This is a genomic window from Dyadobacter ginsengisoli DSM 21015, from assembly GCF_059568735.1.
This window is the reverse complement of the sequence record NZ_JCANTY010000005.1, coordinates 371,104-396,578: the sequence shown is the minus strand read 5'-3', so window position 1 is coordinate 396,578 and position 25,475 is coordinate 371,104. Positions and strand designations below refer to the sequence as shown.

Genomic DNA, 25,475 nt, shown 5'->3' with positions numbered 1-25,475 from the left:
TGAATGCTTATTTCCAAATATAGGGATGGTCATAATGCATCCGTATTTAATCCTAAAACCCAGGAAATCTGCCCATGAACTTGCTCAGGTCTTTACCGTTGCTCTTCGTTTTTGTATTGTTAAATTTTGGTTACGATTTCGGCACGGATGACCCGGAACTGGTCGTTGCACCATCGGCAGATGCCACATTGCGGGCGGTGCAGAATGAAAAAGACGAAACCATCAGCATTTTCCGGGGTAACGAAACCAAGCCCATTCTCACCCAAAATGCGAAGGCCGATTTCCGCCCTTACCTGCATCCGATCGTCGCGCCGGATGGCAAGGGCGTCCTCACCGAGTACAGTCCCGGTCACCACAAGCACCAGACCGGCATTTACTGGGGCTACACCCGCGTGAATGGGCGGGATTATTTTCACCATCCGGGCGATGGTTACTGGAAAAGGGTTTCAGCCAAAGTGATCGAGGGAAAAAGCACCGAAGTGAAATGGCAAACCGTATATAACCTCATGGATTCGACCGGCACTGCAGTCTTGACCGAAACGCAAAACTGGTCGATGCGCGTGGAGGACGGCAAATACCTGCTCGATCTGGAATGGAACGGGGAAGCGCAAAAAGACGTGACCATCGGCAAATACGATTACGGCGGGTTGTTTGTGAGAATGCCCTGGAAAGAAGGTATCAAAGGTGAAGTAGTAAATGCGGCGCGGCAAAAGAACGAAAAGGCAGAAGGGCAGGCCGCCATGTGGGTGGATATTGGAATGCAGGTGCCGGGGCGTAATGATTTGGCGCATATTGCCATACTCGATCATCCATCCAATAAAGGTTACCCGCAAATCTGGCGCGTGGACGGCCAGCTAGGCGCAGGTCCCGCACGGGCGCGTAAGGGTGATTGGCATATCAAAAAGGGTGAAACCGAGATCATTAAACATGAATTGGTAGTTTATACCGGTGAATTTAAAGATGTTGAGTTAAATAAAACTTTCGGGGAGTTTATTGGTAACACCGGTCAGTACAACACCACGGCGCTTTGGGCATTAGCTCAAAAGGAGGGTAGGGAAGCCAAATTTCTCAGCGCACAGGAAGCGGTCGCGGCAATGACGGTGAAGGAAGGTTGTCAGGTCAATGCATTTGCCTCCGAACCGATGATGACCCAGCCGATGGCATTCTGCTGGGACGACCGCGGCCGGATGTGGATCGCCGAAAACAAGGATTACGAGTCGCGCGGGAAAGGCTTTTCCAATGCCGGAACCAGCCGCATTCTGATCCTGGAAGATACCGACCACGATGGCGTAGCCGATAGCAAGAAGGTATTTATGGAAGGCCTGGCATTTCCGGCTGCATTGGCGGTGGGTTTCGGAGGGGTATACGTTGGCGCTCCGCCTAATCTCCTTTTTGTGCCTGATACAAATGGCGATGATAAGGCCGATATGGACGATATCGAGGTCCGACTCACCGGCTGGGGCATCCGTGACCGGCACGAGACGCTCAATAGTTTTCATTGGGGGCCGGATGGCTGGCTTTATGGCTTGCAGGGTTTTGCAACGCCTTCCAAAGTGGGCAAACCGGCCGGTAAGGGCAAGTTGTACAAGCATAATGACCCGTTTCCGGAGAATATCGAAGTCGAGGATGGCGTCGATATCAACGGTGGCGTGTGGCGGTACCATCCTACAAAAAGAAAATTTGAAGTGGTAGCCCACGGTTTCAGCAATCCGTGGGGCATTGACTACGATGCCAAAGGCCAGCTTTTTATCACTGCGTGCGTGATCCCGCATTTGTGGCACGTCGTGCCCGGCGGTGTTTACCACCGGCAGGGCGGGCAGCATTTTAATCCGTACGTGTACAATGATATCAAAACCATCGCCGACCATAGCCACCGCTCGGCGCATGGCGGGGCGCGCATTTATCTTTCCGACGCATTCCCGGCCTCCGAGCGCGGTAAAATCTTTATGGCCAATATCCACGAGCACGGCATTCTCTCCGACCAATTAATACCGAAAGGCTCCGGCTTCTCCGGCAAGCACAGCGACGATTTCCTGATGGCCAACAATGCGCAATGGGTTGGTTTTAGTATGGAAATAGGGCCCGAGGGCGGCATGTACATCCTAGACTGGCACGACGCCGACATTTGCGGTTCCGACGTGCTCAATTCCGAAACCGGCCGGATTTTCAGGGTAATGCCCAAAAACTCCCTGGCCGAAAACTGGAAAGGCCGCTACGACGACCTGAACAAACTTCCCGACACGGAACTCGCCGCATTGCAAACGAGCAAAAGCGAATGGCACGCCCGCCGTGCGCGCATAATCCTGCAAGGTCGTGCTGTGAATGGAAAGATCTCAGCAGAAGCAGTTGAAAAACTGAATGCATTATACAAATCCAAAGACAACGCCGACAACCGCCTCCGCGCGATGTGGGCATTGAAAGTGACGGATAATCTGAGTGTCGCCACGTTGAAACAGGCCTTGTCGGATGCGGACGCACACGTACGCGCCTGGGCGGTCCAGTTCCTGTGCGAGGATGCGCAGCCTGGGTCGGACATTGTAAGTCAATTTGCGGAAATGGCGGCAAATGATTCGTCACCTGTTGTACGGCTGTACCTGGCTTCGGCGCTGCAACGGTTGGATGCGAATGCGAAATGGAGTATGACGAAAGGTTTGCTTGCCCACGCCGAAGATGCGCAGGACCATAATCTTCCTAAAATGATCTGGTTTGGGTTGGAGCCTTTGGTAAAGGATAACCCTGCCAAAGCATTAGACCTGGCGGCAACGAGCAAAATACCGATGGTAACCCAGTTTATCGCACGCCGCATTGTCGACGCCGATCAGATCAGCACATTGATATCAGCCATCGGCAAATCCACTGCCAACCGCACGGACCTCCTCACAGGCATGCGCGACGGCCTGGACGGTCGCACGGACATTAAAACGCCTGAAAACTGGAATGCCCTTTATGCCAAACTGAAACAAGCCGACAAACCCACCGCCCAGCTCGCCGCCGACCTCGGCAGGCAATTTGGTGACACGGAGTCCGCGAAAACAGCATTGGCGACATTAAAAAACAAGTCCGCGGCATTGGAAGAGCGCAAAAAGGCATTACAATCCCTCGCCGCCCGCCAGCGCCCTGAACTCCAAACCGAACTCCCCGCGTTGCTGAGCGACAATGCGTTGCGCCTGGAAGCCATCCGTGCGACAGCCGGGTACGACAGCGAGCCATTGGCAAAGCAGCTCATCGACGCCTATCCGAAATTTAACGCAGCAGAGAAATCCGAAGCCGTGCAAACCCTCGCCTCCCGGCCGAAATCGGGCTGGCTCCTTACCCAGGCCATTTCGAAAAATGTTATCCCGAAGAAGGATGTACCCACGTACGTCGCCCGCCAGCTCCGGCGCGTGGTCGGCAGTGGTTTTGTGGAGGTATGGGGCCCGATAGACCACGTTGCATTTGATGAAAAAGCCTATAAGAAGTACCGTACCCTGCTCAGTGACAAGGCCGTTGCCGATGCGAGCAAAGTACACGGCCGAATAGTTTTCCAAAATACCTGCGCGCCCTGCCATAAACTTTACGGCGAAGGCGGTATCATCGGCCCCGAGCTCACGGGCTCCAACCGCGCCAACCTCGACTACCTGCTCGGCAACATCCTCGACCCCAGCGGCGAAATCCAGGACGACTACAAAATGGTCGTCATCACCACCCGCGACGGGCGCACGTATGTAGGCAACGTCGCCAAGGAAACCGACCGCCAGCTAACGCTTCGCATTGTGGGGCAGGATGCTGTTAATATTAACAAATCGGACATTCAGACGCGGGAAGTGACGCCATCCTCGATGATGCCGACGGGGCTGTTGGATAATCTGAGTGAGAAAGAGGTTACAGAGCTGATCGCGTATTTGAGGACGACGGCTCAGGTGCCGTTAACAAAAAAATGATGAGCTCGAATGCGTCACGGAGCGCAGCGCAGTCAAAGCGTCGTTCATTCAACGGAACGATGTCGCCGATGTAAAGCCATCACGTCACGCGAATATTCTTTCAGGATAACATGAGCGTTTAACTGGGAAAAAAAGGTAAAGAGCGGAAAGTAAGAGAGGAACGTATAGAGGACTTTCAAACGAGGGCAGGCATCAGCCAGCGCAACTCATTCTGTCAATGCGCTGGTAGAAATGCACCAGCTCCCGGAATGTCAGATAAGCCGGGGACATCGAATCGTTGGATTCGATGGATGTCGTTTGTGTTTGTTGATACATAAAAAGTACATTTAGGATGATTAAAATGCCCTGTCTTAGGTGTCCTGACGTGTACTTTACGCCTGGGGGGCTTTTTTCACCACACCCACACCATAACAGGGCAATACTGCAAGATTTTCATTTGCGAGAAGTACTTTTAGGAGGATGGATATTCGTGGCATGCCGGGAGAAAAGCAAGAGGAGTAAAGACTTTTCGGGCAAGTTTCAATCAGCAATTATCAACAGGGTAATTTGCATGATGCAAGTGGTGACTGAATGAGGCCAGGAGACGGCGGTGAGGCAAGAAATTGTTATAATGGCATCCTCAAACACGAAAGTGTTACTTAGTGCCAAATACCTCAGCCCCCAGTTCCTGATGTGACGATGCATACTGCAACACCGACTTTACGAAATCATTCAAAGTAACGTCATATTGCGATGCAAGTAGCGCAAGTTTCTTGTGCAGATCGGATGATACGCGAACATTGAAAACCCCCTTGTACGACTTTTCAGGCGACTTTCCCATTGCTATACAGGTTTCGATATAGTCGTCAACGGCTTCCTTCATGCTTTGTTTGAGCTCTTCGACGGAAGTGCCTTCAAAACTGACAAGGTCATTCACCCCGATTAGTTTCCCAAAAAAAACTTCGTCGGCCGGGCTGTAATGAATGCTGGCGGTATAGCCATCGTAAGTCAGCGAATTAATCATTTTTGATCTTTCCATTTTCTTTTAGAGTAGTGATGAGTTGTTCGAGGCACGTAGCGCTTCACAATAGGGTTGGGATAAGGCCTGTGCAGTGTGATGATGTGTTTTTGCTCATCCGCAAATTTGATACGTGACCCACCGGTTTTGCGGGGAGAGAGCTCTTTGTAGCCACAAAATTTTAATATGAGTACAAGCTCTTGCCAAGTCAAATCCTTGGGCTTGGTCATAAATGGTTCAGCAGTTTTTCAATTTGGCTCATAGTTATAGTGTGTAACTGCAATTTAGTTACAAACAAAACAAATTTCCAAACGTTTGAAATTTGTTTTGTTTGCTCCATCGAATTCGTAATTTGCAAATCGCGAATCAAGAATTCGATTTATGAGAAAACACAACGGAATGCGTCCACTCGACGTAGTTATATTATTGAAAGTCAGTGAAATGCCAGGGCGCTCCTGGCTGCAAAAGGACATTGGCCAGTCACTCTTTGTGAGTAATTCTGAGGTCAGTGAATCGCTCCATCGCTCGCAACAAGCTGGTTTGATTAACGATTTGAAACAGACCCTGTTCCGCTCTAACTTGCTGGATTTCCTTCAATACGGCTTGAAATACGTTTTTCCAGCTTCACCCGGCGGTTTGGTGCGGGGTTTGCCGACTGCTCATTCGGCACCGATGTTATCGGGTAATTTTGTGGGCCAAATGACTTATGTTTGGGCTGATCCTAATGGCGAAGTGAATGGTCACGAGATCGAGCCCCTTTATTCAACAGTTCCGAAAGCCTGCCAACTTGATCCCAAATTGTATGAATTAATGGCCCTCGCGGATATGCTGCGAATCGGGCGTGCCAGGGAGATTAAGCTGGCTGTCGATCAACTGCGAAATCTTATTTTGAGTAAAGAAGATGGCTGATTTTCAATATGATATTTTAAACCGACTTAGACTAACAGCCGTCGCCCGACCTACGATCGAAAAGGAGATCTACGGTCATTTACCTCCAAGATTCGCATCAGTCAGGATGACCAGAATTGTTGAGCTAATGCGAATTGTCCGTAAATGCGAGGACCAGCACCTATAACTCCTCATCCTCAACTCCCTCAAAATAATTTAAAACCGTCATCAGCGGCAACGTAGTCTTATCAGCCGCATTCGACATCTGGATCACAGCCCTGTCAATAGAATTAGGATCGAAGCCGGAAAAGTAACCCTCGATAACCTCTCCGGGCCGCATTTGGTAGGAAATGGCTTTGTTAATGTACTTTGATGCGCGTTTTTGCAGGCCGGTAAGTTCTGGGGCGGACATGGGTGGTATTGGGTTGTTTAGTCAGAAGAATGCGGGGCATTCTTGCTAACAAAGGTACCAATGACCTGAAAAGTTTCCGCAAAATGCCAAAGTTTCAAAGGTCGGCAACCATCACATGGCGCCGCGAACCGGCTTTGTGCCGGTAATCGAAGCCCATTTTTTCGAATAATGGCTTGAAACCCATGAAGCGGTAGCTCGGTGAATCAGGGTTGACGGGGTAAGCTTCGACGTGCCTGGCTCCTTGCTTTTTGGCATAATGCGTGGCCTCATTGATCATTTGTTCGGTGAGGCGGTTTTTACGGTGGTCACGGCGGACGAAGAAGCAGGTGATCGACCAAACGCCTTCAAGCTTATCGTCGCCACCGAGGTCGCGGAAGCTGTCGCGCGGGCCTACCGAGCACCAGGCAATGGGCTCGCCATCGTGGTAGCCGATCAGGCCGATGGGAATTTTGCCGTCCACCTGGCTTTTTAATGCCTTTTTCTTCGCTTTGTTGTCGTTCCGGCCGTCCTTATCGAGCTCGCGCCAGGCCATGCACCAGCAGTAGCTCGGGCCGCCTTTTTCCTCGAACAGTCTTTCAAAATCGGGCCAGGTTTTGCGGTCGACCGGTTTGAATTGATATTCGGATTTTGCCATAACCTCTCATGTGTGCGGGTGCGTGTACAGCCGCCGGCGTCCGCTTAGCGCGGATGATTGGCCCGCTCGTTACGCGAGGCCATCTCCACCGACTGCGCGATGCGTTTTTCACGTGTTTCCCGTCGTTTGGCATTCAAAATCCATTCCAGGATAAGTCTTTTGGACGATGGAGGGAATTTTTCAAAATGCGCAAAAGCCTTTGCATTTGTATCGAACGCTGCTTGCAGATCATCGGGAATGACGGCATTGCCGGCGGTTTCGAGCGAGTCCCACGCCCCGGTTTCCTTCGCGAGGTCGATCATCGCCTGCCCCTCAGCGCGCATGAGCCCGGCGGCGATCATCCGCGCGGCACGTTCCTTGTTAACCGTGCTCCATTTACTTTTCGGGTTTCGTTTGGTGAAGGTGAGGTAAAAACTCTCCTCATCGCGTTTGACGGCCTTGCTGTCGATCCAGCCGTAGCACAATGCGTGCTCGATCGACTCTTTGTAGCCGATGCTGGGCGTAGGGCTGTCTTTGTGGTAAATGATCAGGAAAACGGCGTCTTTCTTCTTGCCGTTTTTGGCCAGCCACGCGCGCCATTCCTTATTGGATGGCGCGGGGATAGCTTCGATGCCGTTTTTAGTTTCCATTGACGATCGACAGATAATGCTTGTTGAACATGATCCCCAGAATGTTGCCAAACGGATCGACGACCGATGCCGTCACAAATCCTTCTCCGCGGGTAATCACGGGCTGGTAGCTCGTGGCGCCGAGGTCGAGCAGTCTTTGATAAGCGCCTTCCACATCATCGACATGCCAGTAAACGATCGACCCGGCCGGCGCTCCCGTCGCACCCGGAGGTGCCCATTTAGCGTCGATGATACCCATTTCGTGCTCATAATCACCCACGCGGAACTCGATGTAACCCGGTTTTTCGAAGTATGGGGCTATTTCAAATACATCCGAATACCATTTTTTGGCAGCGTCCAGATCGGCTGCATAGAAGTTAACAGTTGCGAATCCTCTGAGTGAAGTTGCGGTGGCCATGTTCGTTAAAGGTTTTTGGTTTGATGTTGATACAAAGCTAAATGGTGATGGTGACAGCCTTATGTCAGCAGGTTTTGGGAGGCTTGAAAAAATCCTGCCAGAAATCCGGGAACTTCTTGATAGTCATTTGGCTGAAACTGCATATAGATGTTTAAATGTTATCACTAAATAATTAAACCGCGAAAGAAAATTCTTCAATTAAAAATAAATTCAAAATTTTTTACAGAACCGACTAGGGATTTTGAAGCGTTAGTTGCCTATATATGCACGACGTTATTCCTAAACCTATGTACAAACGCTTTACGGACGAACAGCTGGTAGAATTTCTCCAACACGGCGATGCGCGTGCCTTTGAGGAGATCTATGCCAGGTACTGGTACCGGCTGTTCGGTATCGCGTTTCAGGAAACCGGCACCAGGGAGGAGGCCGAAGAATTGGTGCAGGATGTCTTCGAAAACCTCTGGTACAAGCGTGAGGATTCTTTTATCCGCCACCTGAAAGCTTATCTGGTGGTTTCCATGAAACACCGCATCACCAACTACATTAAATCCTGCATTACCCAGCGAAAATATCAGGAATATCTGATCCTGAGCGAGATGCGCCAATCCTACGGCACCGAGGAAATCGTTCGTTTCGAGGACCTTTCGCGGGCCGTGGACGAGGTGATGAAAAAACTGCCCGAAAAAACTTGCGAGGTTTTCAGGCTGAGCCGGTTTGAAAACCAGTCGGTGAAGGATATTGCCGAACGACTGAGTTTGTCCGAAAAAGGCGTCGAATACCACATCACGCAGTCCCTCAAAGTCCTGAAAGATCAGCTCAGGGTTTATAATTCAGATCATTAGCCTGGAAAACTACATCGATAATGAATCAACACGAATTCGACATATTATTACAAAAATACCTGGCCGGTAATTGCAGCCCCGAGGAGGAGCGGCAGGTGCTCGAATGGTCGGAGCACGTGCATGCGCACGCGCCGGAGCCGCTCACGGGCACAGAGCAGGCGGTTACCGAAAAGAAGATCTGGAAGCAGATCCGGCAGAATGCATTGCCTTCGCCGGGCTGGCGCACACCGGTTGTGCGGATCGGAATGGGTATTGCGGCGGCAGTGCTGCTCACGGTTGCATTGTACATGTTCCGGCCCGGGATGTTCAGCGATTCGGATGCCCGTTTGGTAAATCAGATCAAACCATCGCAGCTGGTAACGCCGCATTTGAAAGATTATCTGGTCATAAAAAATACAACTGGTGGGGAGCAATCGCTGAGGCTTGAAGATGGCTCGGTGATCACACTCGCGAAAGAAAGCACCCTGCGCTACCCCCGGCATTTTGACCCGAAAAACCGGCAGGTGGAGCTGGAAGGGGAGGCTATTTTCAATATCAAACGCGATACCTCACGGCCGTTCTTCGTGTATTCGGGCGAGCTGGTGACGCAGGTTTTGGGGACGAGTTTCAAAGTTACATCGTTCGGCCATGCGCGGACGATCGAGGTGCAGGTGCTGAGCGGGAAGGTTTCGGTGTATGAAAATCAGGCGAAATCACCCGAGAGCCGGAATGGGGTCATTTTAAGGCCCAATCAAAAAATCACATTCGATAAGGAAGCGAAAAAGCTGATTCCCGAGCTGGTGGAAGCGCCGGTGATGGTAGAGCTGCCGGTACAGACGCGCGAGCTGGCATTCGAAGAGTCGCCGCTGCAAGCGGTTTTGAATGCCCTGCAAAAAGCCTATGACGTGGAAATCGTCGTCGAAAACCCCGCATTGAATAATTGCATATTTACCGGCGACATTACCGGCCTGCCGCTCCATACCCAGCTCCGTTTTATCTGCAAGTCGGTGAATGCGAGCTATGAACTGCGCGGGACGACCTTTTTTGTCAACGGTGACGGTTGTCCGAAATAGAGCATCCAAACTAATGATTCATTTGACCAAACCTGACAACATGAAGCTGACAATCCCGGCCCAAACCTGACCACTAACGACCATTCCTAACCATACTAACCTTTCCAACCCCCTGCCTATGCCTAAACGCTGACCCACAAAAAAAGCCAATAATGTTGCGAGCATTACTGGCCTTTGAAACATCCGACCGAAACGCCAATTCCGGACCGGATGCATTTGTTCCTGAGTCTCTTACAAATCAAAAACACTTTAAAATTATGCAAAAAACCATATCCGTCAAACGGTTATTGATTCGTGCTATGCAAATAACTGTCGTTCAGCTGGTATGCTCGGCGCTTTTCTGCGGACTTTCCTTTGCGGCCGAAACGCGGGCGCAGGAAATACTCCGGCAGGAAGTGTCGCTGAGCGTACAATCGGCGGAGGTAAAAAACGTCCTCGCCCGCATCGAAAAGCAAACCAGCATCAAATTCATTTACAGCGGCAACAGCATCAATGCACATCAAAGAGTGTCGGTGAATGCGGTGAACAGCAAGCTTTCGAAGGTGCTCGACGAGCTTCTGACGCCCCTCAGCGTGGGTTATGAAGTGGTGGATTCGCACATTCTGCTGCATCGCAAGGCCCCGGAATCTGTGCAGGCGCCGGACATTAAATCGGTGATCCGCAAGCTGACCGGCTCGGTGGCCGACGAAAAAGGTGATCCGCTGCCCGGCGTGAGCATTCTCGTAAAAGGTACGCAAACCGGTACTACGACGAACGCCGACGGTAAGTTTACGCTGGACGTACTGAACGACAATGCGGTGCTGATTTTCAGCTTCGTAGGCTACATTGCGCAGGAGGTAGCGGTGGGAGGGAAAAGTGATATTTCCATTAAAATGGCACCCGAGGCCAAGTCGCTGAATGAGGTGGTGGTGACTGCATTGGGTATTGCCAAAGATAAAAAAGCATTGACCTACGCGGTGACCGAAGTGAAAGGCAGCGAGTTCACGCAGGCACGGGAAGCCAACCTGGGTAATGCATTATCCGGAAAAATCGCGGGCGTGAATGCGACGAGCACGGCTAACGGTGCGGCGGGTTCCAGCCGCGTGATCATCCGCGGCAACGGTTCGCTCAGTGGCGATAATCAACCGCTCTACGTTGTAAATGGTATTCCCATCAACAATGCAAACCAGGGCTCACCCGGTACCTGGGGCGGAACTGATAATGGCGACGGCCTGCTGAGCATTAACCCCGACGATATTGAAAGCATTTCCGTATTGAAAGGTGGGACCGCGGCGGCGCTTTACGGCTCACGGGCGTCCAACGGGGTTATTTTGATCACTACCAAATCGGGTAAAGGGCAAAAAGGGCTTGGCGTCGAATTTAACTCTAACTATACTTTCGAACGTCCGCTTACCTTTTCCGACTGGCAATATCAATACGGCTCAGGTTCACGCGGCGTGGCGCCTACCTCGCAGGCGGAGGCCATTTCATACGGTCGCACCTCCTGGGGGGCGAAGCTGGACGGCTCGATGGTGATGCAGCCCGATGGCCAGGCGAGGCCCTATTCAGCCCAGAAAAACAATATCAAAAACTTCTACGACACCGGCAGCACATTCAGCAACACGCTGGCGATCAATGGCGGGAACGAAACGTCCAATTTCCGGTTCTCGGCTTCCAATATGGATAACAAAGGCGTGGTGCCCAACTCGTCGGTGAACCGGAAAACTTTCAATCTGAGCGCTTCATCGACATTGGCTAAAAAGGTTGTTTTCGAGGGGAACGTGCAGTACAATATCGAGAATGTCAAAAACCGGACGTTTGTAGCCGATTTTACCAAAAACCCGAACGCATCGGTGCAGGTAGCGGCTACGAACCTCGATATCCGCACGCTTTCGCCGGGTTATGACGAACGCGGTTATGAGCAGCTTTGGAATGATTACGTTTTTGTAATGAACCCGTATTTCGCCGCGAACAAGGTTCGTAATGAGGATGATAAGCGGCGGGTAATCGGTTCATTCAGTACGCGATACAATGTTACCGACTATCTCTACGTGCGTGGGCGACTGGGTATCGACCAGTTTTCAATCAGAGGTGAGGACATTACGCCCACCGGAACGGCTTACAACACGCAGGGCGAAATGTCGACCCGGCGAATCACAACTTATGAAACCAATGCGGAAGCCATTGTTGGGTTCAATAAGGAATTTGGGCGGTTTTCTGTCAATGCCATTGCAGGCGGCAACAAGATGTACAACAATACCAACGGCGTGAGCGCGGTCAGCGGGCGGTTGAATGTGCCTTTTAACTACTTTATTACCAACGGCAGCAGCCAGGTTTATACTGAAACGGCGCGTGAGTTTGGTATCAATTCGCTTTTTGCTTCGGCTGATATCGGGTTTAATAACCTGCTTTATTTGACGTTAACAGGCCGGCAAGACTGGTTTTCGACACTTTCCAAAGATAACAACACACTGTTTTACCCCTCGGTGGGGTTAAGCTATGTGTTTTCGGATGGTTTCAAATCCAAACCTTCCTGGCTGGATTACGGGAAGGTACGCACTTCGTGGGCTAAGGTGGGTGGCGGCGCGCCGGATCCTTACGGGTTGACATTGGCCTACGCAGCACCCCCGCAGTCGCATTTGGGCCAGCCGCTGATGAATATCAACGGCGGTACCATTCCGAATGCGCAGTTGAAACCGTACACTTCCACGACTACGGAATTCGGTATCGAAACGAAGTTATTCGGCAACAAGCTCGGCGCGGACATTACCCTTTACGATCGGACGACAACCAATGATATCGTACGTGCAACAGTTCCATTTTCAACCAGTTATACCAATGTCTCCCTCAATGTGGGTAAGGTGCAAAACCGCGGGATCGAGCTTTTGCTGACGGGCTCGCCGGTGAAATCGGCTAATGGTTTTGGCTGGGATGTGAGCTTTAATATGGCTTATAATAAAAACACCGTCGTGAAAATTGCAGACGGTTTGACCAGTCTCGCATTGCCCGGTGCGATCGCTCGTACGCAGAATGGTTTTGTGTACCATTTTGAGGGCCAGCCGTTTGGAATGATCTCGGGTTACCGCGCCAAAACGGATGCGAATGGCAACGTCGTTTACAACCGCGACAGTGGCTTGCCGTTGCAAAGCGCATTTACGTCATTGGGCCGCGGCGTGCCTCCGCTGACATTGGGTTTGACGAATACATTCCGTTACAAAACCTTTTCACTGGGCTTTCTGCTCGACGGCAAGTTTGGCTCCAAAATGTATGTTTCGACCAATGCTTATGCCACCAATTATGGTTTGCACAAACAAACAGTGGAGAACAACGTCCGGGAAACCGGCGTTACCGTGACAGGCGTGGACCAGGAAGGGGCGCCATTTACCAAAAACATTCCCGCGCAGAACTACTACCAGGGCATCGCATTCTCGCTCACCGACCAGTTTGTGTCCGATGCTGGTTTCATCAAGCTCCGCCAGCTGACATTCGGTTATGCATTACCACAGAATATCGTTTCCAAAACACCTTTTCAGTCGGCTAGCCTGTCGTTCGTAGCGCGTAACCTCCTGCTTATTTACAGCCAGGTGAAGAATGTCGATCCGGAGTCGAATTACAGCAATGGTAATGCGCAGGGTTTGGAGAATTTTGGTGTGCCGCCCACCCGCAGCTTTGGTTTGAACCTGATGGTAAGGTTTTGATAATGAGAGTATATGAATGTTTGAACTACCAATTTTGACCTTGATTTATGAGCTATAAAAATATCAGTCTGAAAGCCTTCTCCGCCCTGCTCGCGGGCGCTATGTGCCTGGCCGCCTGCGATAATGGTTTTGAGGAAATGAATGTGAATCCCAATGCTTACACCGAACCGGTGATCGGCAGTCTATTCTCTAATAGTATTATCAAAACGGCCGGCGACGGGGATAATAACACGTTGTATGCCAACGATAAACTGTCGGGCTGCTTCGTGCAATACTTCGCCTCGCTGAATGCCTGGCAATGGACGGGCGACAAATACCTGTACAAGCAGGATTACAACAAGGGCCTTTTCGAAACCGCTTACAGTAGCGAACTGAAAGAAACCGCGCAGATTATTTCGCTCTTGAAAGACAAGCCCGATATGAGCAATCTGTACCATATCGCACGTATCTGGCGGATTTTTATCCTCCATCGCGTGACCGATATGTACGGTGATATTCCTTATTCGCAGGCGGGTTTGGGCTATATCGAATCGGTGTACAAGCCCGGATATGACACGCAGGACCAGATTTACGCTTCCATGTTGGGCGAGCTCGAAACCAGCGCGGTGGCGCTTGATGCGTCGAAAGCGTCGTTCGGCGGAGCGGACTTTCTCTACGGCGGCGATGCGGCCCAGTGGAAGAAGTTTGCCTATTCGCTGATGCTGCGGCTTGGCATGCGGCTTACAAAAGTGGATATCGCGATGGCCGAGACCTGGGTCAAAAAGGCCATTGCAGGCGGCGTCATGCAAAGCAATGCGGATATCGCGAAGCTCGACCATACGGGAGGCTCGGCGAATAACTGGAATGTGAATAGTTATCTTTTGCAGGGTGGGGAAGGGGTACCGCCGTCGGCGCAGGGTAAGGGTTATTCCAAATTGAACAAAACCTTTATTGATTACCTGAAAACGACGAAAGATCCACGGCTGCCGTTCTATTCGACGTTGTGGCAAGGCAATGCCGACGCGGCGAAGCTGCCACAAGCCAGCGCTCCGGACGTTCAGAAGGGGTTGCCCGGCGGTTATGATTATACCACCATTAAAGACCTCGTTCCTGGCTGGACGGACAATATGCAAGCCGAATATTCGGAGATCAATATCAACACCATCGCAGCCCTGGCCGCACCGACTATTTTCCAGAGCTACGCGGAGGTATCGCTGCTGCTGGCCGAAGCTGCATTACGCAAATGGACGACCGGTGATGTGAAAATGTATTATGACAATGCGGTAAAAGCCTCGATGGAATCGCAGACATTGTACCCCGGCAATGTGACGGTAACCGCCGTACAAATCCAGGCCTACCTGACGGCAAACCCGTACAATGCAACGACATTGGAAGCAGGTATGAAGCAAATCCACACCCAGTTCTGGGCCTCGCAATTCATGAACAATATCGAAGTATACGCCAACTGGCGCCGCACCGGCATCCCGCAACTAACTCCAACCAACTATGCAGGCAACGAAACAGGCGGCACGATTCCGAGAAGGCTACGCTATCCGGAATCGGAGGCCAGTTTAAATCGTGAGGCATACAGTGCAGCAGTCAGCAAGCAGGGCCCGGATTTGTTCACGACCAGAATCTGGTGGGATAAATAGGGGAGGAAAGGGAAGATGGAGGAAAGGAGAAGGGGAGAAGGGGAGGAAGGAAGAAAAGAAAGGAAGTATGTCAGTCTGAGCGCTCGGGGCCGCCCGGCGGTCGAAGACAGTCCGTACTCCGAATTGCACCATGCTGCAAGTGCTCCGACTTTGCAACATGACATTCCTCCATCCTCCCTTTCCTCCTTCGTCCCCCTTCTTCCTTCCTCCCTTTTTAATGAGCAAAAATCCGTAGTACAAAACCAGTATTTTATAGCAACGTGGCCGCTTTTGGTTTAAATTGATAACTCAACCAAAAACCAGGGCTATGCGCGCATTTCTTACATTGATTTTTGCTATTGCATTGTGTATCACTGCATTTGGTTCGTTCGCGGCCGACCAGCCGAAAACTTTGGAGATCGGTGCGGCGGCGCCGGATTTTAATCTGCTGGGAGTCGATGGCAAGCGCTATTCTCTGAAAAGTTTCGCCAATGCCGACATTCTTGCGATTGTTTTCACCTGCAACCATTGTCCCACGGCACAGGCGTACGAAGAACGCATTAAGAAGCTGACCGCAGATTACAAGGCCAAAAAAGTGGCTGTCGTGGCGATTTCTTCCAACGACCCGAAAGCGATCCTGCTCGACGAGCTGGGTTATACGGATATGAGCGACACCTATGACGAAATGAAGCTCAGGGCGAAGGATATGGCCTATAACTACCCTTACCTCTACGATGGTGATGATCAGAAGATCGCGGTGGCTTACGGGCCGGTGGCTACACCGCATATTTTTATTTTTGATAAGGCGCGAAAACTGGCCTACAATGGCCGCATCGACGATGTGGAAAAGCCCACGGGTATACCCAAGAACATCGACGCGCGGAATGCCATTGAAGCAATGCTGGCAGGAAAACCGGTTCCCGTGCCTGCTACCAAAACCTTCGGCTGTTCGATGAAATGGGCGGCGAAAGAAGATAATGTAAAGAAAGAACAAACCGCCTGGGCCAAGGAGCCGGTGACATTGGAAACCATCGATGAAGCCGGCTTGAAAGAGTTGATCCAGAATAAATCGGATAAGCTGCGGCTCATTAATGTGTGGGCAACCTGGTGCGGGCCGTGTGTGACGGAGTTCCCGGATTTTATGGTCATGCACCACATGTACCGCCGTCGGGATTTTGAATTTATCTCGATCAGCGCCGATAATCCCGACAAAAAAGACAAGGCATTGAAATTCCTGCAAGGCAAATTTGCTTCCAATAAAAACTACATTTTCAATGTGGAAGACAAATACAAGCTCATCGAAGCGGTAGATCCGAAGTGGCAGGGCGCTTTACCGTATACCATACTTGTGGAACCGGGCGGGAAGATCGTCTATTCGCAACAAGGGCCGATCGACCCTGCGAAAATGAAGAAGCTTATTGTCGAGAACAAGTATGTCGGTAGGTACTACTAATCGATATTTAAACATTTCAACCTGACTTTATGGAAGACCAAGACTTTTCAAGACGCCGGTTCCTGGGCGCTTCGGCCCTGGCGGCTGCGGGTTTCGTGATGGCGCGGACACCCATTTTCGGCGCGCCGGCTTACATTAAGAAACTCGGCAAACCCAACTCGCTATTCAACGGTGTACAGGTGGGAGCCATTACCTACTCGTGGAGAAGCCTGCCGGGTAGTGCGGAAGATATTTTGAAATACTGCATTGAAACCAATATCAGCGCGATCGAATTAATGGGCCCTACTGGCGAATCGTTCGCAGGCGCACCCGAAGCGCCGCCGCGCCCCAGCATGACGCCCGGCCCGGACGGCAAGCGCCCCGAAATGACTGACGAGCAAAAAGCGGCTCAGAAAGAGTATGGAGCGAAAATGGCGGAATGGCGCGCGAAGGTGTCGATGGATAAGTTTGCGCAACTGCGCAAAATGTATAATGATGCCGGGGTGAGCATTTACGGTTTCAAACCCAATGCATTAAATGCCAACAGTACCGATGCGGAGGTAGATTACGCATTCCGTGCCGCCAAGGCACTGGGCGCTAACCAGGCGAACGTGGAACTTCCAAACGATCCCGCACAAACGAAACGCCTCGGCGATATTGCCGCCAAAAACAAGGTGTATTGCGGTTACCATGGCCACACGCAGCAGACGCCGACCTGGTGGGATACTGCATTGAGCCAGTCGAAATACAATGCAATGAACTTCGATATGGGGCATTACGTGGCTGCGGGCTTCGATCCGTTCCCATTACTCGAAGCGAAGCATGACCATATCGTGAGCATGCATGTAAAAGACCGTAAAAACAAAGAGCACGGCGGTGCCAACGTAGTCTGGGGCCAGGGCGATACGCCTATTGTGGCCGTTCTCGAAATGATGCGTGCCAAGAAATACAAATTCCCCGCAACGATCGAGCTGGAATACGAGATCCCGGCTGGTTCGGATGCTTTGAAGGAAACGGCCAAATGCGTGGAGTTCGCACGGAAGGCGCTGGGCGCGTAATGGTACTGTTCGGGTTGCTGGTGTTATCACCAACAACCTATGCCATGTCCACTTCCTGCCTTTGACCCATGCCTCCTGGCCTTTGTTGGTGTTTTCACCAACAACCTTAGCGTCTCCGTTAGTGATCTCACTACAAGCAGTCTGCTGTTCTTGGCCATAATACATACGAAGGCTGAAAAAGCCTCATGTTAGTACTGATGATAACAACTGCGGCGGGGAACACCAGTAATGACGGGAATTGTTGGTGATAACACCAACAAAGGTGGGAAGCAGCAGCGATGAAGGAGTCACATACCGTACCGAAGTCCCTTGCATTGCAAATAGTTTTCCATCTAACCTGTTACCGAATTCACAAAACAGCGTCTCAATAGAAATCGAAAATCTATGAGACATGATGGAAACACACTACATTCAGTTTTTTACAGTGACAATCCTTTGGTGGAAGCCCTTGTTACAGGAAGACCGGTATAAGGACATTGTTTTGCAAAGCATGAAATTCCTGGTTGACGACAATCGAGCCAGGATTCACGGGTTCGTGATCATGCCAAATAACCTGCATTTAATTTGGAGGATCAATAGGGACAGAGCCCGGGCTGACGTGCAGCGAGACTTTTTAAAGTACACGGCACAGCAGATCAAGTTTCACCTTCTTGCGAATAATCCGGCGAAATTGAGGGAATTTGAAGTAAATGCAAAGGACCGGCGTTATCAATTCTGGGAGCGCAATGCACTTAGTATTGATCTGTTTTCCGAAAAGGTTCTACTTCAGAAACTTCATTATATTCATCGAAACCCTGTTCAGAAAGGTTGGAAGCTCTCGGAAGATGAAGCCGGATATAAATACAGTTCCTGCCGGTTCTACGATGGACGGGGAGATGATTTTGGGTTCCTGTCTCATTATATGGATTAGCATTACGCGTTCCCTACTCCAGTCTCACCATAATCGCCAATCGCCATTGTTGGTGTTATCACCAACAATCGTTTCGGGGTGTTGGTGATAACACCAACAATGGCGAAGTTTGAACAATATCAACCTAGCGTCTACGGTGTCGTACCCTCGGTTCCCGCTGGTTTATGTAAACCAATCTAAAAATTCTTCGCTAAAAATTTTTTCGTACGAAATTTTTCCTACCTTTGAAATGTTGATTGAAAAGCATACCAATGGAACCTACAAAATCAGAACTGGAAATACTGCAAGTACTTTGGGAACATGGGCCGTCGACGGTGCGGTTTGTGAACGATAAGCTGAATGAAGAGAAGCGGGCGGTGCAGTATTCGTCGACGTTGAAGCTGATGCAGATCATGGCCGAAAAGGGAATTGTGATCCGCGATGAGAGCAGTATGAAGCACATTTACAGCCCGGCCGAACCGGAGGATAAGACCAAGTCGGCATTGCTTGGGCGCTTTGTGGATTCGATGTACAAAGGTTCTGCGACGAGTCTGGTGATGCAGCTTTTTGGGAATAAAAATACATCTGCCGAAGAGCTTAGCGAGATCAGGAATTTTTTGAAAAAACTGGATCAGTAGTTATCAAACTGTATATATCCGTTAGCCATGAATTGGAACATCATCGATCAGCCCGCTGCGCATCAATGGATCGAGGCGTTGTGCCTTACCCTCGTGCATTCGCTTTGGCAGGGACTCATTGCCGCTATTCTGGCAGGGAGTATCCTGGTTTCCACGCGGAAAAGCAAACCGGTTTTGCGCTACAACCTGCTTGCCTTGGTGATGCTGCTTTTCGTTTCCGGAGCGGTGCTGACGTTCCTGTTGACGATTGAGGGATCGGACGGGCCGTCCGGGACAATGGTCGTTTTTACTGGGATCGCGCCGGCGGTATTGCAGAATGCGGATCATGCGACGCAAATGGTCATGCAAACGGACTGGATAGCCAGCATGATCGGTTTTTTCAGTGAACATGCCCAGATCATTGTAACGGTTTGGTTTGTGGTTTTTGCCTGGAAATCCCTGCAAGCTGTAACAGGACTGGTTTATTTGAACAAGATCGCGAAAGCCGTGTTTACGCCGGAAATGCGGTGGGTCGTTCGTTTCTACGAGCTGGCCGAAAAAATGCACGTTAAACAGGAAATTGATCTTTACGAATCCGCGCAGGCGACGGTGCCGATGGTCATCGGATTTTTGAAACCGGTGGTGCTGGTGCCGCTGGGTATGCTGGCCAATCTGCCGGCGGGGCAGGTGGAGGCGATCTTGTTGCACGAACTGGCGCATATTCGCCGGCGCGATTACCTCGTTAATCTCTTGCAGATCTTCTGTGAAAATGTGTTCTTCTTCAATCCCGCAATTTTGTGGATTTCGAAATTAATCCGCGAGGAGCGCGAGCATTGTTGCGACGACATGGCTATCAGCGTCATGCAGAACAAAACTTCTTTTATTCATGCCCTCGTCTCGTTCCAGGAGTACAACCAGTCGAGACCTGCATTTGAAATGGCTTTTTCCAAAAAGCGCAACCATTTGCTGGATAGAATCAAACGCATTGTCAATAACAATAATAAACCACTTGATGCCATGGAAAAACTATTTGTAACATTCAGTCTGGCAGCGGCTATTACGCTGTCGGCTGCCACCGCGCCGGAGAAGCCTGCGAAACCCCGGTCAGTACCTGCCCCGCGCGAAAATCAAGCCATTAAAACCATCGTCTTGCCGAAAAAACACGAGGCAATGGTCTCCGAGCCAGATACGCTTCCAAAGAAGAAAGTGAAGCCGGCTGACATGGAAATCCACTCCGCAAACGTGTATTCGGCGCGGGAAGGGATCAGTACGTATAGCCTTACACGTAATAACAAGCACTACGAAATTGTCCAGCGAAATGGTAAAATGGTTTCGCTTTGGATCGATGACCGGGAAATCCCTCAAACTGAATATGCTCAATACCAGCCGGAGATCGACGAGATCATGAAAGAGGTGAAAGTGCAGCATGAGCGCGCGGAAAAGGAGCGTGAAAAGGCCGAAGAAATGCGTAAAATAGCAGATGTCCAGCGCAAGGAAGCGGAAAAGCAGCGGGAAGCGGCTAATGTAATGCGACTGGATGCTGAAAAGCAACGGGAGCGGGCCAACGAAATACGGGTTAATTCGAACAAAAATCGGGAGGAAGCGGACGAATTACGGATAGAGGCAGACAAGTACCGTGCATCTGCAGAAGATATGCGGAAGCAGGCCGATGTGATGCGACTGGATGCCGAAAAACAGCGTAAGCAAGCGGATGGGTTCAGAGCAGAAGCGGAGGTACATCGTAAAAAAGCCGAAGAGCAACGTGCGATTGCGGAGAAGGAAAGGGAAGTTTACATAAAAATTCAGGAAGGTATTATTAATGAGCTCACCAGTGAGGGTTTGGTGAAAGACAAGGAGAACTTGTCATACAAGTTGTCGGATGAGGATTTGATTGTCAACGGAGTAAAACAATCTGCCGGTTTACACCAGAAATTGAAAGCGAAGTACATCAAAGAGTTAGGGGACAAGAAGTTTGAGTTGATGTACAACTACCGTAACCAAACTGGTCATATCAAAACAGGAATCATGCGTTCGCGCGAAGATTAGCAGTAAAACTGCGGTGCAGCCGTGTTTAATAGGCAGTTACAACGATAACGCCTGAACCACAATGCATCGCAGGACATTCATCAAAAATACAGGAATGGCAGCAGCCGGGGCCGCAATGGTTCCCGGTTTTGCTTCGTCCGCACAGGTAGCGCAAAACAAGTTGCCTAAATGGAAGGGGTTTAACCTCCTCGACTTTTTTTCGCCCGATCCCGCCAAAGGCCGGAAAGCAACGACCGAGGAACAGTTCAAATGGATGAGCGACTGGGGGTTCGATTTCGTCCGGATTCCAATGGCCTATCCCGCTTATGTGAAATTCGACCGCAGCCGGAACATTACACCCGAAGAGGTCTATCAGATCGACGAGCAGGCTGTCGAGCGGATTGAAAAGCTCGTCGCTGCTGCCCATCAAAACAACATTCACGTAAGCCTCAACCTCCACCGGGCGCCGGGCTATTGCGTCAATGCCGGTTTCAACGAGCCCTATAATCTCTGGACCGACCAAAAAGCGCTCGATGCATTCTGTTTTCACTGGAATATGTGGGCTAAAAGATATAAAAGTACTTCGTCCAAAAAGATCAGCTTCGATCTGCTCAATGAGCCCAGTATGCGGGCCGATATGAACGACCAGCATTCCAAACGCTCATCGGTCCCCGGTGACGTTTACCGCAAAGTGGCCATCGCTGCTTCCGAAGCGATCAGGAAAGAGAATCCCGGCCATTTGATCATCGCGGACGGCAATGATGTGGGAACATCCGTGATCCCGGAACTGGCCGACCTGGATATCGCGCAAAGCTGCCGTGGTTATCATCCCGGCATAATTTCGCATTACAAAGCGCCGTGGGCGATGAAAGACCCCGACAATGCGCCCGAGCCCAAATGGCCGGGACAAGTTGGTGACCAATATCTCAGTCGCGCAATGCTCGAAAAGTTTTATAAGCCGTGGATTGACCTCGTCAACAAGGGCGTGGGCGTGCATTGCGGCGAATGCGGCTGCTGGAACAAAACACCGCACGCAGTCTTCCTGGCCTGGTTCAATGACGTGCTCGACATCCTTTCATCGAACGGCATCGGCTTCTCGCTTTGGGAATTCGCTGGCGATTTCGGCGTGCTCGATTCCCGCCGAGATGATGTTGCCTATGAAGACTGGCACGGGCATAAGTTGGACCGGAAGCTGCTGACTTTGTTGATGAAGTATTGATTATTTATTCAACTCATTCAGCAATCCGGGGATATTCAAGCTCTTCGTATACATCTCAATAGAGCCGTCCGGTAAGTATTCCCATTGGTCCTGCGGGCGGTCCCAGTAAAGCTCTACGCCGTTGCCGTCCGGGTCGTTGAGGTATAATGCTTCCGAAACGCCGTGGTCGCTGGCTCCGCTAAGGGGGTAGCCTGCTTTGATTAGGCGATTTAACGCAACAGCCAGATCTTTCCGGGTCGGGTAAAGGATTGCCGTGTGAAAAAGGCCGACGCCGTGCGGAGATGCTGGCGGGGCGCCCTTGCTATACCAGGTGTTCAGACCGATGTGGTGGTGGTAACCCCCTGCGGAAATGAATACAGCCTGGGTGCCGTAGCGGGTCGTGATTTCGAAGCCGAGCAGGCCACAGTAAAAGTCCACGGCACGGTCCAGGTCGGCTACTTTGAGGTGAACGTGACCGATGCGGGTTTGCGCGGGCATGGTATAGTTGTCTGGTTCCATGGGAGGTGTGATGGCTTAATGTAACAATCAATTTACATGGATTTGCGGTAAAAAATTCCGGAAAGCGGCTTTACCTCTAAATCAGTTAACTATTCAGAACGCATTAATGAACCGCCGAGAAGCATTATCCTCGATCGCTGCCGTAAGTGCAGCAGGCATTGCTCCTGCCGAAGCCGCCAAAGCCAAAGTCCAGCCATTTATCTATTCCCTCAATATGAGCACTCTGCGTGGCCAGAAACTCGGCTTCCGCAAGGAGCTGGAAGTGGCCGCGAAGGCCGGTTATGGTTCGGTGGAAATCTGGATCAGCACATTGCAGGATTATCTCAAAGGCGGAGGCACATTACAGGAAGCCAAACGCATTATCGGTGACCTCGGATTGAAAGTAGAGGATGCGATCGGTTTTGCAACCTGGATTGTGGATGATGAAGCAGCCCGTGCAAAAGCATTGGACCAGCTGAAAGGAGAGATGGAACAACTGGCAGGTATCGGTTGCCCGCGCATAGCCGCCCCGCCCATGGGCGCGACCACCGGAGCGGCGTTAGATCTGGCAAAAGTGGCTGAACGTTACCGGGCGATTCTCGAACTGGGAGATAAAACCGGTGTGGTGCCGCATCTGGAACTCTGGGGTTTTTCTAAAAACCTTAGCCGCGTAGGAGAGATATTATATGTAGCCGTCGAATCGGGGCACCCGTCGGCCCGCTTGCTCATGGATGTCTACCATTTGCACAAAGGCGGCTCGGGAATGGATGCTATTAAAGACGTGGGCAAGCCATTGATCGAGATTTTCCACGTGAACGATTATCCCAAAACACCGCCGCGCGAGACCATTACCGACGCGGATCGCGTGTATGTGGGCGATGGAATTGCCCCGTGGAAAAATGTGATCCAAAGCCTCAAAAACCCTGACAAACCCATTATTCTGTCATTTGAAGTTTTCAATAAAGATTACTGGGCACAGGATGCGCTGCAGGTCGCTAAAACGAGCCTTTCTAAGATGAAAAAAATCGTGGAAGGGGCAGCTTAACATCGTGGGCCGGTGTAAAACCGGCCTTTTTTATAGCCTGCCTGTAAATGCCAGAACACTCAGTACCAGCCCGCCAATAGTGACAATGGCAGAGGCCAGAATGACAAATATCATCAGAAAGCCTTTTGAGCCTGTCTTTTTCATGATGATCAAACCATCACCCTTCCTGATTTCGGGAAGCTGTTCGACGGTTAGCAGATAAGCACCGGCTCGTTCGATGCTGAACTCCGCGACCGGCACAATCCGGCTGCCTGTCATGTCCTTTCTGGATCCCAGATGGTTAATGACATTAGCCGCTTGAAAATGTTTCCCGTCGGACAGGGATGAAAGTTTATAAATCACTTTCGTGGGCATTATGCCTAGAAAGGCGGGACGACGGTAGGCGATTTCATAGTCGCCGGGTTCTGAAAGATAGAATTCAGGCAACGGACGGTCGAGTGGTAGTGCGGTTTTCTTGCTCGCGTAAATTTCGACTATCCGACTGATGCTGCGGATCAGAAACCACAATCCGGCGATGAACAGCAGCGGAAAAAGTACTTTTAATATCATACAATTGCTTACAATGTGCCGCAAGTAAGCAATTATGAAATTTCCTTCGCGCCAAGTCGGTGATAATCAAAGTATTTTTTGAGTAAAAGGTTAATGAACCTTTTCAGATAGATCTCATTCAGAAAAACATTGGACCAGTTGTCGTATCGCTGAGACTGTATCCCCAAATAGAAGAAATACAGGCAGATTCCCAGCATTGGGATGAGCCGCTTTTCTTCGGCGCTTACGGGCGTAACAGATTCGTAGCCTCGCATAAACCGGTCGGTTTTATGTTCGCGTTCGTCATCGTCTTTTTCTGTCGAATGGATTTGCAGCATATAATAGGCCATATCCAGGCAAAGCCACCCATTTCCGCAAAAGTCGAAATCAAAGAAAGTAATGTCACCTTCCGGGGTAACATTCATGTTGTCGAACCAAAGGTCGAGGTGCACGGCGCCTTTCCGCAGCAGGCTTTGATCAGCATTTTGCAACTCGGCCACCAGATATTCGCGTATTGACTTCATGTATTGCATTTCCTCGGTATCGTCCGGCAGAAACCTGCTTAATTGCTCAAGCGAGTCGATCAATAGTTCTTTTTCCGTGTAAGTAATGCGTTGCAATCCGAAATCCCTGGTCAGTGAATGCATTTCCGCCATGAGCTTTCCCACGCGAAAATGCGTTTCTGAATCGAAATTGAGCACTTTTTGACCTTCTGCGAAAGAGAATAATACACCAAAACGCTCGCCTTCCGGCGCGGAAAAGGAGTGGATGAGTGTATTGGCTACATCCGGAATTGCATAGGAAACCGGAATGCCATTGCCCCGAAGGTAACCCAGCAACCGCAGTTCCTCGGAAATCTCGGTGGGTGTGCGCCACTGGAAACTATAAACGCGGAAAATGTAACGTTTCGCCGGTGCGGTGATCAGGTAAGTGTCGCTGATCCCTGTTTTCAGTATCCGGCATTCAACCGATTGCTCCGGGAAGTAATGCTTTTGAACAAAAAGACCTAAGTGGGCCGGCGAAAGATTGGAATTAGAAACAGGAAAGACGTTCATGGCGAAAGGCGATTGGGGCGGCAAAAATATAGATATATTTGCCCTGATCGTATCGCATTTTAAACAAAAATT

At 50.6% G+C, this 25,475-nt stretch carries 24 protein-coding genes; 14 read left to right on the top strand and 10 right to left on the bottom strand.

Features of this window, described 5'->3' with window-relative positions; genetic code table 11:
- The first annotated feature begins 74 nt into the window (after nucleotides 1-74).
- Nucleotides 75-3,920 carry a PVC-type heme-binding CxxCH protein gene (locus tag BP71_RS20165; protein WP_496382502.1) on the top strand — a complete coding sequence of 1,282 codons (3,846 nt, stop codon included), beginning with the start codon at nucleotides 75-77 and terminating at the stop codon, nucleotides 3,918-3,920.
- A gap of 192 nt (nucleotides 3,921-4,112) precedes the next feature.
- Here the strand turns inward: BP71_RS20165 and BP71_RS20160 are convergent, their stop codons facing one another.
- The 3 genes from BP71_RS20160 to BP71_RS20150 all read right to left on the bottom strand — a co-directional run bounded on the left by BP71_RS20160 (nucleotide 4,113) and on the right by BP71_RS20150 (nucleotide 5,147).
- On the bottom strand, nucleotides 4,113-4,235 hold the full coding sequence (locus BP71_RS20160; RefSeq protein WP_496382500.1) for a hypothetical protein: 123 nt from the start codon (nucleotides 4,233-4,235) through the stop codon (nucleotides 4,113-4,115).
- Nucleotides 4,236-4,554: 319 nt separating this feature from the next.
- Nucleotides 4,555-4,938, bottom strand: a complete 384-nt coding sequence (locus BP71_RS20155) for a type II toxin-antitoxin system HicB family antitoxin (RefSeq protein ID WP_496382498.1) — start codon at nucleotides 4,936-4,938, stop codon at nucleotides 4,555-4,557.
- Nucleotides 4,920-5,147 carry a type II toxin-antitoxin system HicA family toxin gene (locus BP71_RS20150; RefSeq protein WP_496382496.1) on the bottom strand — a complete coding sequence of 76 codons (228 nt, stop codon included), beginning with the start codon at nucleotides 5,145-5,147 and terminating at the stop codon, nucleotides 4,920-4,922. The genes BP71_RS20155 and BP71_RS20150 overlap by 19 nt, the downstream gene beginning before the upstream one ends.
- A gap of 151 nt (nucleotides 5,148-5,298) precedes the next feature.
- Between BP71_RS20150 and BP71_RS20145 the strand changes: the two genes are divergently transcribed.
- The gene (locus tag BP71_RS20145) at nucleotides 5,299-5,826 is read left to right on the top strand and encodes a hypothetical protein (RefSeq protein ID WP_496382494.1); all 528 of its coding nucleotides are present in this window, start codon (nucleotides 5,299-5,301) and stop codon (nucleotides 5,824-5,826) included.
- 160 nt (nucleotides 5,827-5,986) lie between these two features.
- Here BP71_RS20145 and BP71_RS20140 read toward each other — a convergent pair whose 3' ends face one another.
- The 4 genes from BP71_RS20140 to BP71_RS20125 all read right to left on the bottom strand — a co-directional run bounded on the left by BP71_RS20140 (nucleotide 5,987) and on the right by BP71_RS20125 (nucleotide 7,877).
- Entirely contained in the window at nucleotides 5,987-6,217 is a 231-nt protein-coding gene (locus BP71_RS20140) for a hypothetical protein (RefSeq protein WP_496382492.1), read from the bottom strand.
- Between the two features lie 94 nt (nucleotides 6,218-6,311).
- On the bottom strand, nucleotides 6,312-6,851 hold the full coding sequence (locus BP71_RS20135) for a GNAT family N-acetyltransferase (RefSeq protein WP_496382491.1): 540 nt from the start codon (nucleotides 6,849-6,851) through the stop codon (nucleotides 6,312-6,314).
- A gap of 44 nt (nucleotides 6,852-6,895) precedes the next feature.
- Entirely contained in the window at nucleotides 6,896-7,480 is a 585-nt protein-coding gene (locus BP71_RS20130) for a YdeI/OmpD-associated family protein (RefSeq protein WP_496382489.1), read from the bottom strand.
- The gene (locus BP71_RS20125) at nucleotides 7,470-7,877 is read right to left on the bottom strand and encodes a VOC family protein (protein WP_496382487.1); all 408 of its coding nucleotides are present in this window, start codon (nucleotides 7,875-7,877) and stop codon (nucleotides 7,470-7,472) included. Before BP71_RS20125 ends, BP71_RS20130 begins: the two co-directional genes overlap by 11 nt.
- Here BP71_RS20125 and BP71_RS20120 point away from each other — a divergent pair.
- The 11 genes from BP71_RS20120 to BP71_RS20070 all read left to right on the top strand — a co-directional run bounded on the left by BP71_RS20120 (nucleotide 7,876) and on the right by BP71_RS20070 (nucleotide 22,298).
- Nucleotides 7,876-8,049 (top strand): hypothetical protein, encoded by a 174-nt coding sequence (locus BP71_RS20120; protein WP_496382485.1) that lies wholly within the window; start codon nucleotides 7,876-7,878, stop codon nucleotides 8,047-8,049. The two genes, BP71_RS20125 and BP71_RS20120, sit on opposite strands and share 2 nt — an antisense overlap.
- 115 nt (nucleotides 8,050-8,164) lie before the next feature.
- Nucleotides 8,165-8,719 carry an RNA polymerase sigma-70 factor gene (locus BP71_RS20115; protein ID WP_496382483.1) on the top strand — a complete coding sequence of 185 codons (555 nt, stop codon included), beginning with the start codon at nucleotides 8,165-8,167 and terminating at the stop codon, nucleotides 8,717-8,719.
- 20 nt (nucleotides 8,720-8,739) lie between these two features.
- A complete protein-coding gene (locus tag BP71_RS20110; protein WP_496382481.1) occupies nucleotides 8,740-9,771 on the top strand; it encodes a FecR family protein in 1,032 nt (343 codons plus the stop codon).
- 257 nt (nucleotides 9,772-10,028) lie between these two features.
- On the top strand, nucleotides 10,029-13,448 hold the full coding sequence (locus tag BP71_RS20105) for a SusC/RagA family TonB-linked outer membrane protein (RefSeq protein WP_496382479.1): 3,420 nt from the start codon (nucleotides 10,029-10,031) through the stop codon (nucleotides 13,446-13,448).
- A 47-nt stretch (nucleotides 13,449-13,495) separates the two neighbouring features.
- A complete protein-coding gene (locus tag BP71_RS20100; RefSeq protein ID WP_496382478.1) occupies nucleotides 13,496-15,079 on the top strand; it encodes a SusD/RagB family nutrient-binding outer membrane lipoprotein in 1,584 nt (527 codons plus the stop codon).
- Between the two features lie 307 nt (nucleotides 15,080-15,386).
- Nucleotides 15,387-16,511, top strand: a complete 1,125-nt coding sequence (locus BP71_RS20095; protein WP_496382476.1) for a redoxin domain-containing protein — start codon at nucleotides 15,387-15,389, stop codon at nucleotides 16,509-16,511.
- Nucleotides 16,512-16,540: 29 nt separating this feature from the next.
- The gene (locus BP71_RS20090; protein ID WP_496382474.1) at nucleotides 16,541-17,548 is read left to right on the top strand and encodes a sugar phosphate isomerase/epimerase family protein; all 1,008 of its coding nucleotides are present in this window, start codon (nucleotides 16,541-16,543) and stop codon (nucleotides 17,546-17,548) included.
- A gap of 391 nt (nucleotides 17,549-17,939) precedes the next feature.
- Nucleotides 17,940-18,458, top strand: a complete 519-nt coding sequence (locus BP71_RS20085; RefSeq protein ID WP_496382472.1) for a transposase — start codon at nucleotides 17,940-17,942, stop codon at nucleotides 18,456-18,458.
- 251 nt (nucleotides 18,459-18,709) lie between these two features.
- Entirely contained in the window at nucleotides 18,710-19,075 is a 366-nt protein-coding gene (locus BP71_RS20080) for a BlaI/MecI/CopY family transcriptional regulator (RefSeq protein WP_496382470.1), read from the top strand.
- Nucleotides 19,076-19,102: 27 nt separating this feature from the next.
- Nucleotides 19,103-21,100 (top strand): M56 family metallopeptidase, encoded by a 1,998-nt coding sequence (locus BP71_RS20075; protein ID WP_496382468.1) that lies wholly within the window; start codon nucleotides 19,103-19,105, stop codon nucleotides 21,098-21,100.
- A gap of 61 nt (nucleotides 21,101-21,161) precedes the next feature.
- The gene (locus BP71_RS20070) at nucleotides 21,162-22,298 is read left to right on the top strand and encodes a glycoside hydrolase family 5 protein (RefSeq protein ID WP_496382466.1); all 1,137 of its coding nucleotides are present in this window, start codon (nucleotides 21,162-21,164) and stop codon (nucleotides 22,296-22,298) included.
- On the opposite strand, the gene BP71_RS20065 is transcribed toward BP71_RS20070, so the two are convergent.
- Complete coding sequence (locus tag BP71_RS20065; protein ID WP_496382464.1) at nucleotides 22,299-22,796, bottom strand: VOC family protein; 498 nt, start codon at nucleotides 22,794-22,796, stop codon at nucleotides 22,299-22,301.
- 106 nt (nucleotides 22,797-22,902) lie between these two features.
- On the opposite strand from BP71_RS20065, the gene BP71_RS20060 reads away from it, so the two are divergent.
- Nucleotides 22,903-23,820 carry a sugar phosphate isomerase/epimerase family protein gene (locus BP71_RS20060; protein WP_496382462.1) on the top strand — a complete coding sequence of 306 codons (918 nt, stop codon included), beginning with the start codon at nucleotides 22,903-22,905 and terminating at the stop codon, nucleotides 23,818-23,820.
- Nucleotides 23,821-23,850: 30 nt separating this feature from the next.
- Here the strand turns inward: BP71_RS20060 and BP71_RS20055 are convergent, their stop codons facing one another.
- Together BP71_RS20055 and BP71_RS20050 are read right to left on the bottom strand one after the other, a co-directional pair.
- Nucleotides 23,851-24,369 (bottom strand): hypothetical protein, encoded by a 519-nt coding sequence (locus BP71_RS20055; protein WP_496382461.1) that lies wholly within the window; start codon nucleotides 24,367-24,369, stop codon nucleotides 23,851-23,853.
- A 32-nt stretch (nucleotides 24,370-24,401) separates the two neighbouring features.
- Nucleotides 24,402-25,403 (bottom strand): phosphotransferase enzyme family protein, encoded by a 1,002-nt coding sequence (locus tag BP71_RS20050; protein ID WP_496382459.1) that lies wholly within the window; start codon nucleotides 25,401-25,403, stop codon nucleotides 24,402-24,404.
- Between the last annotated feature and the right edge of the window lie 72 nt (nucleotides 25,404-25,475).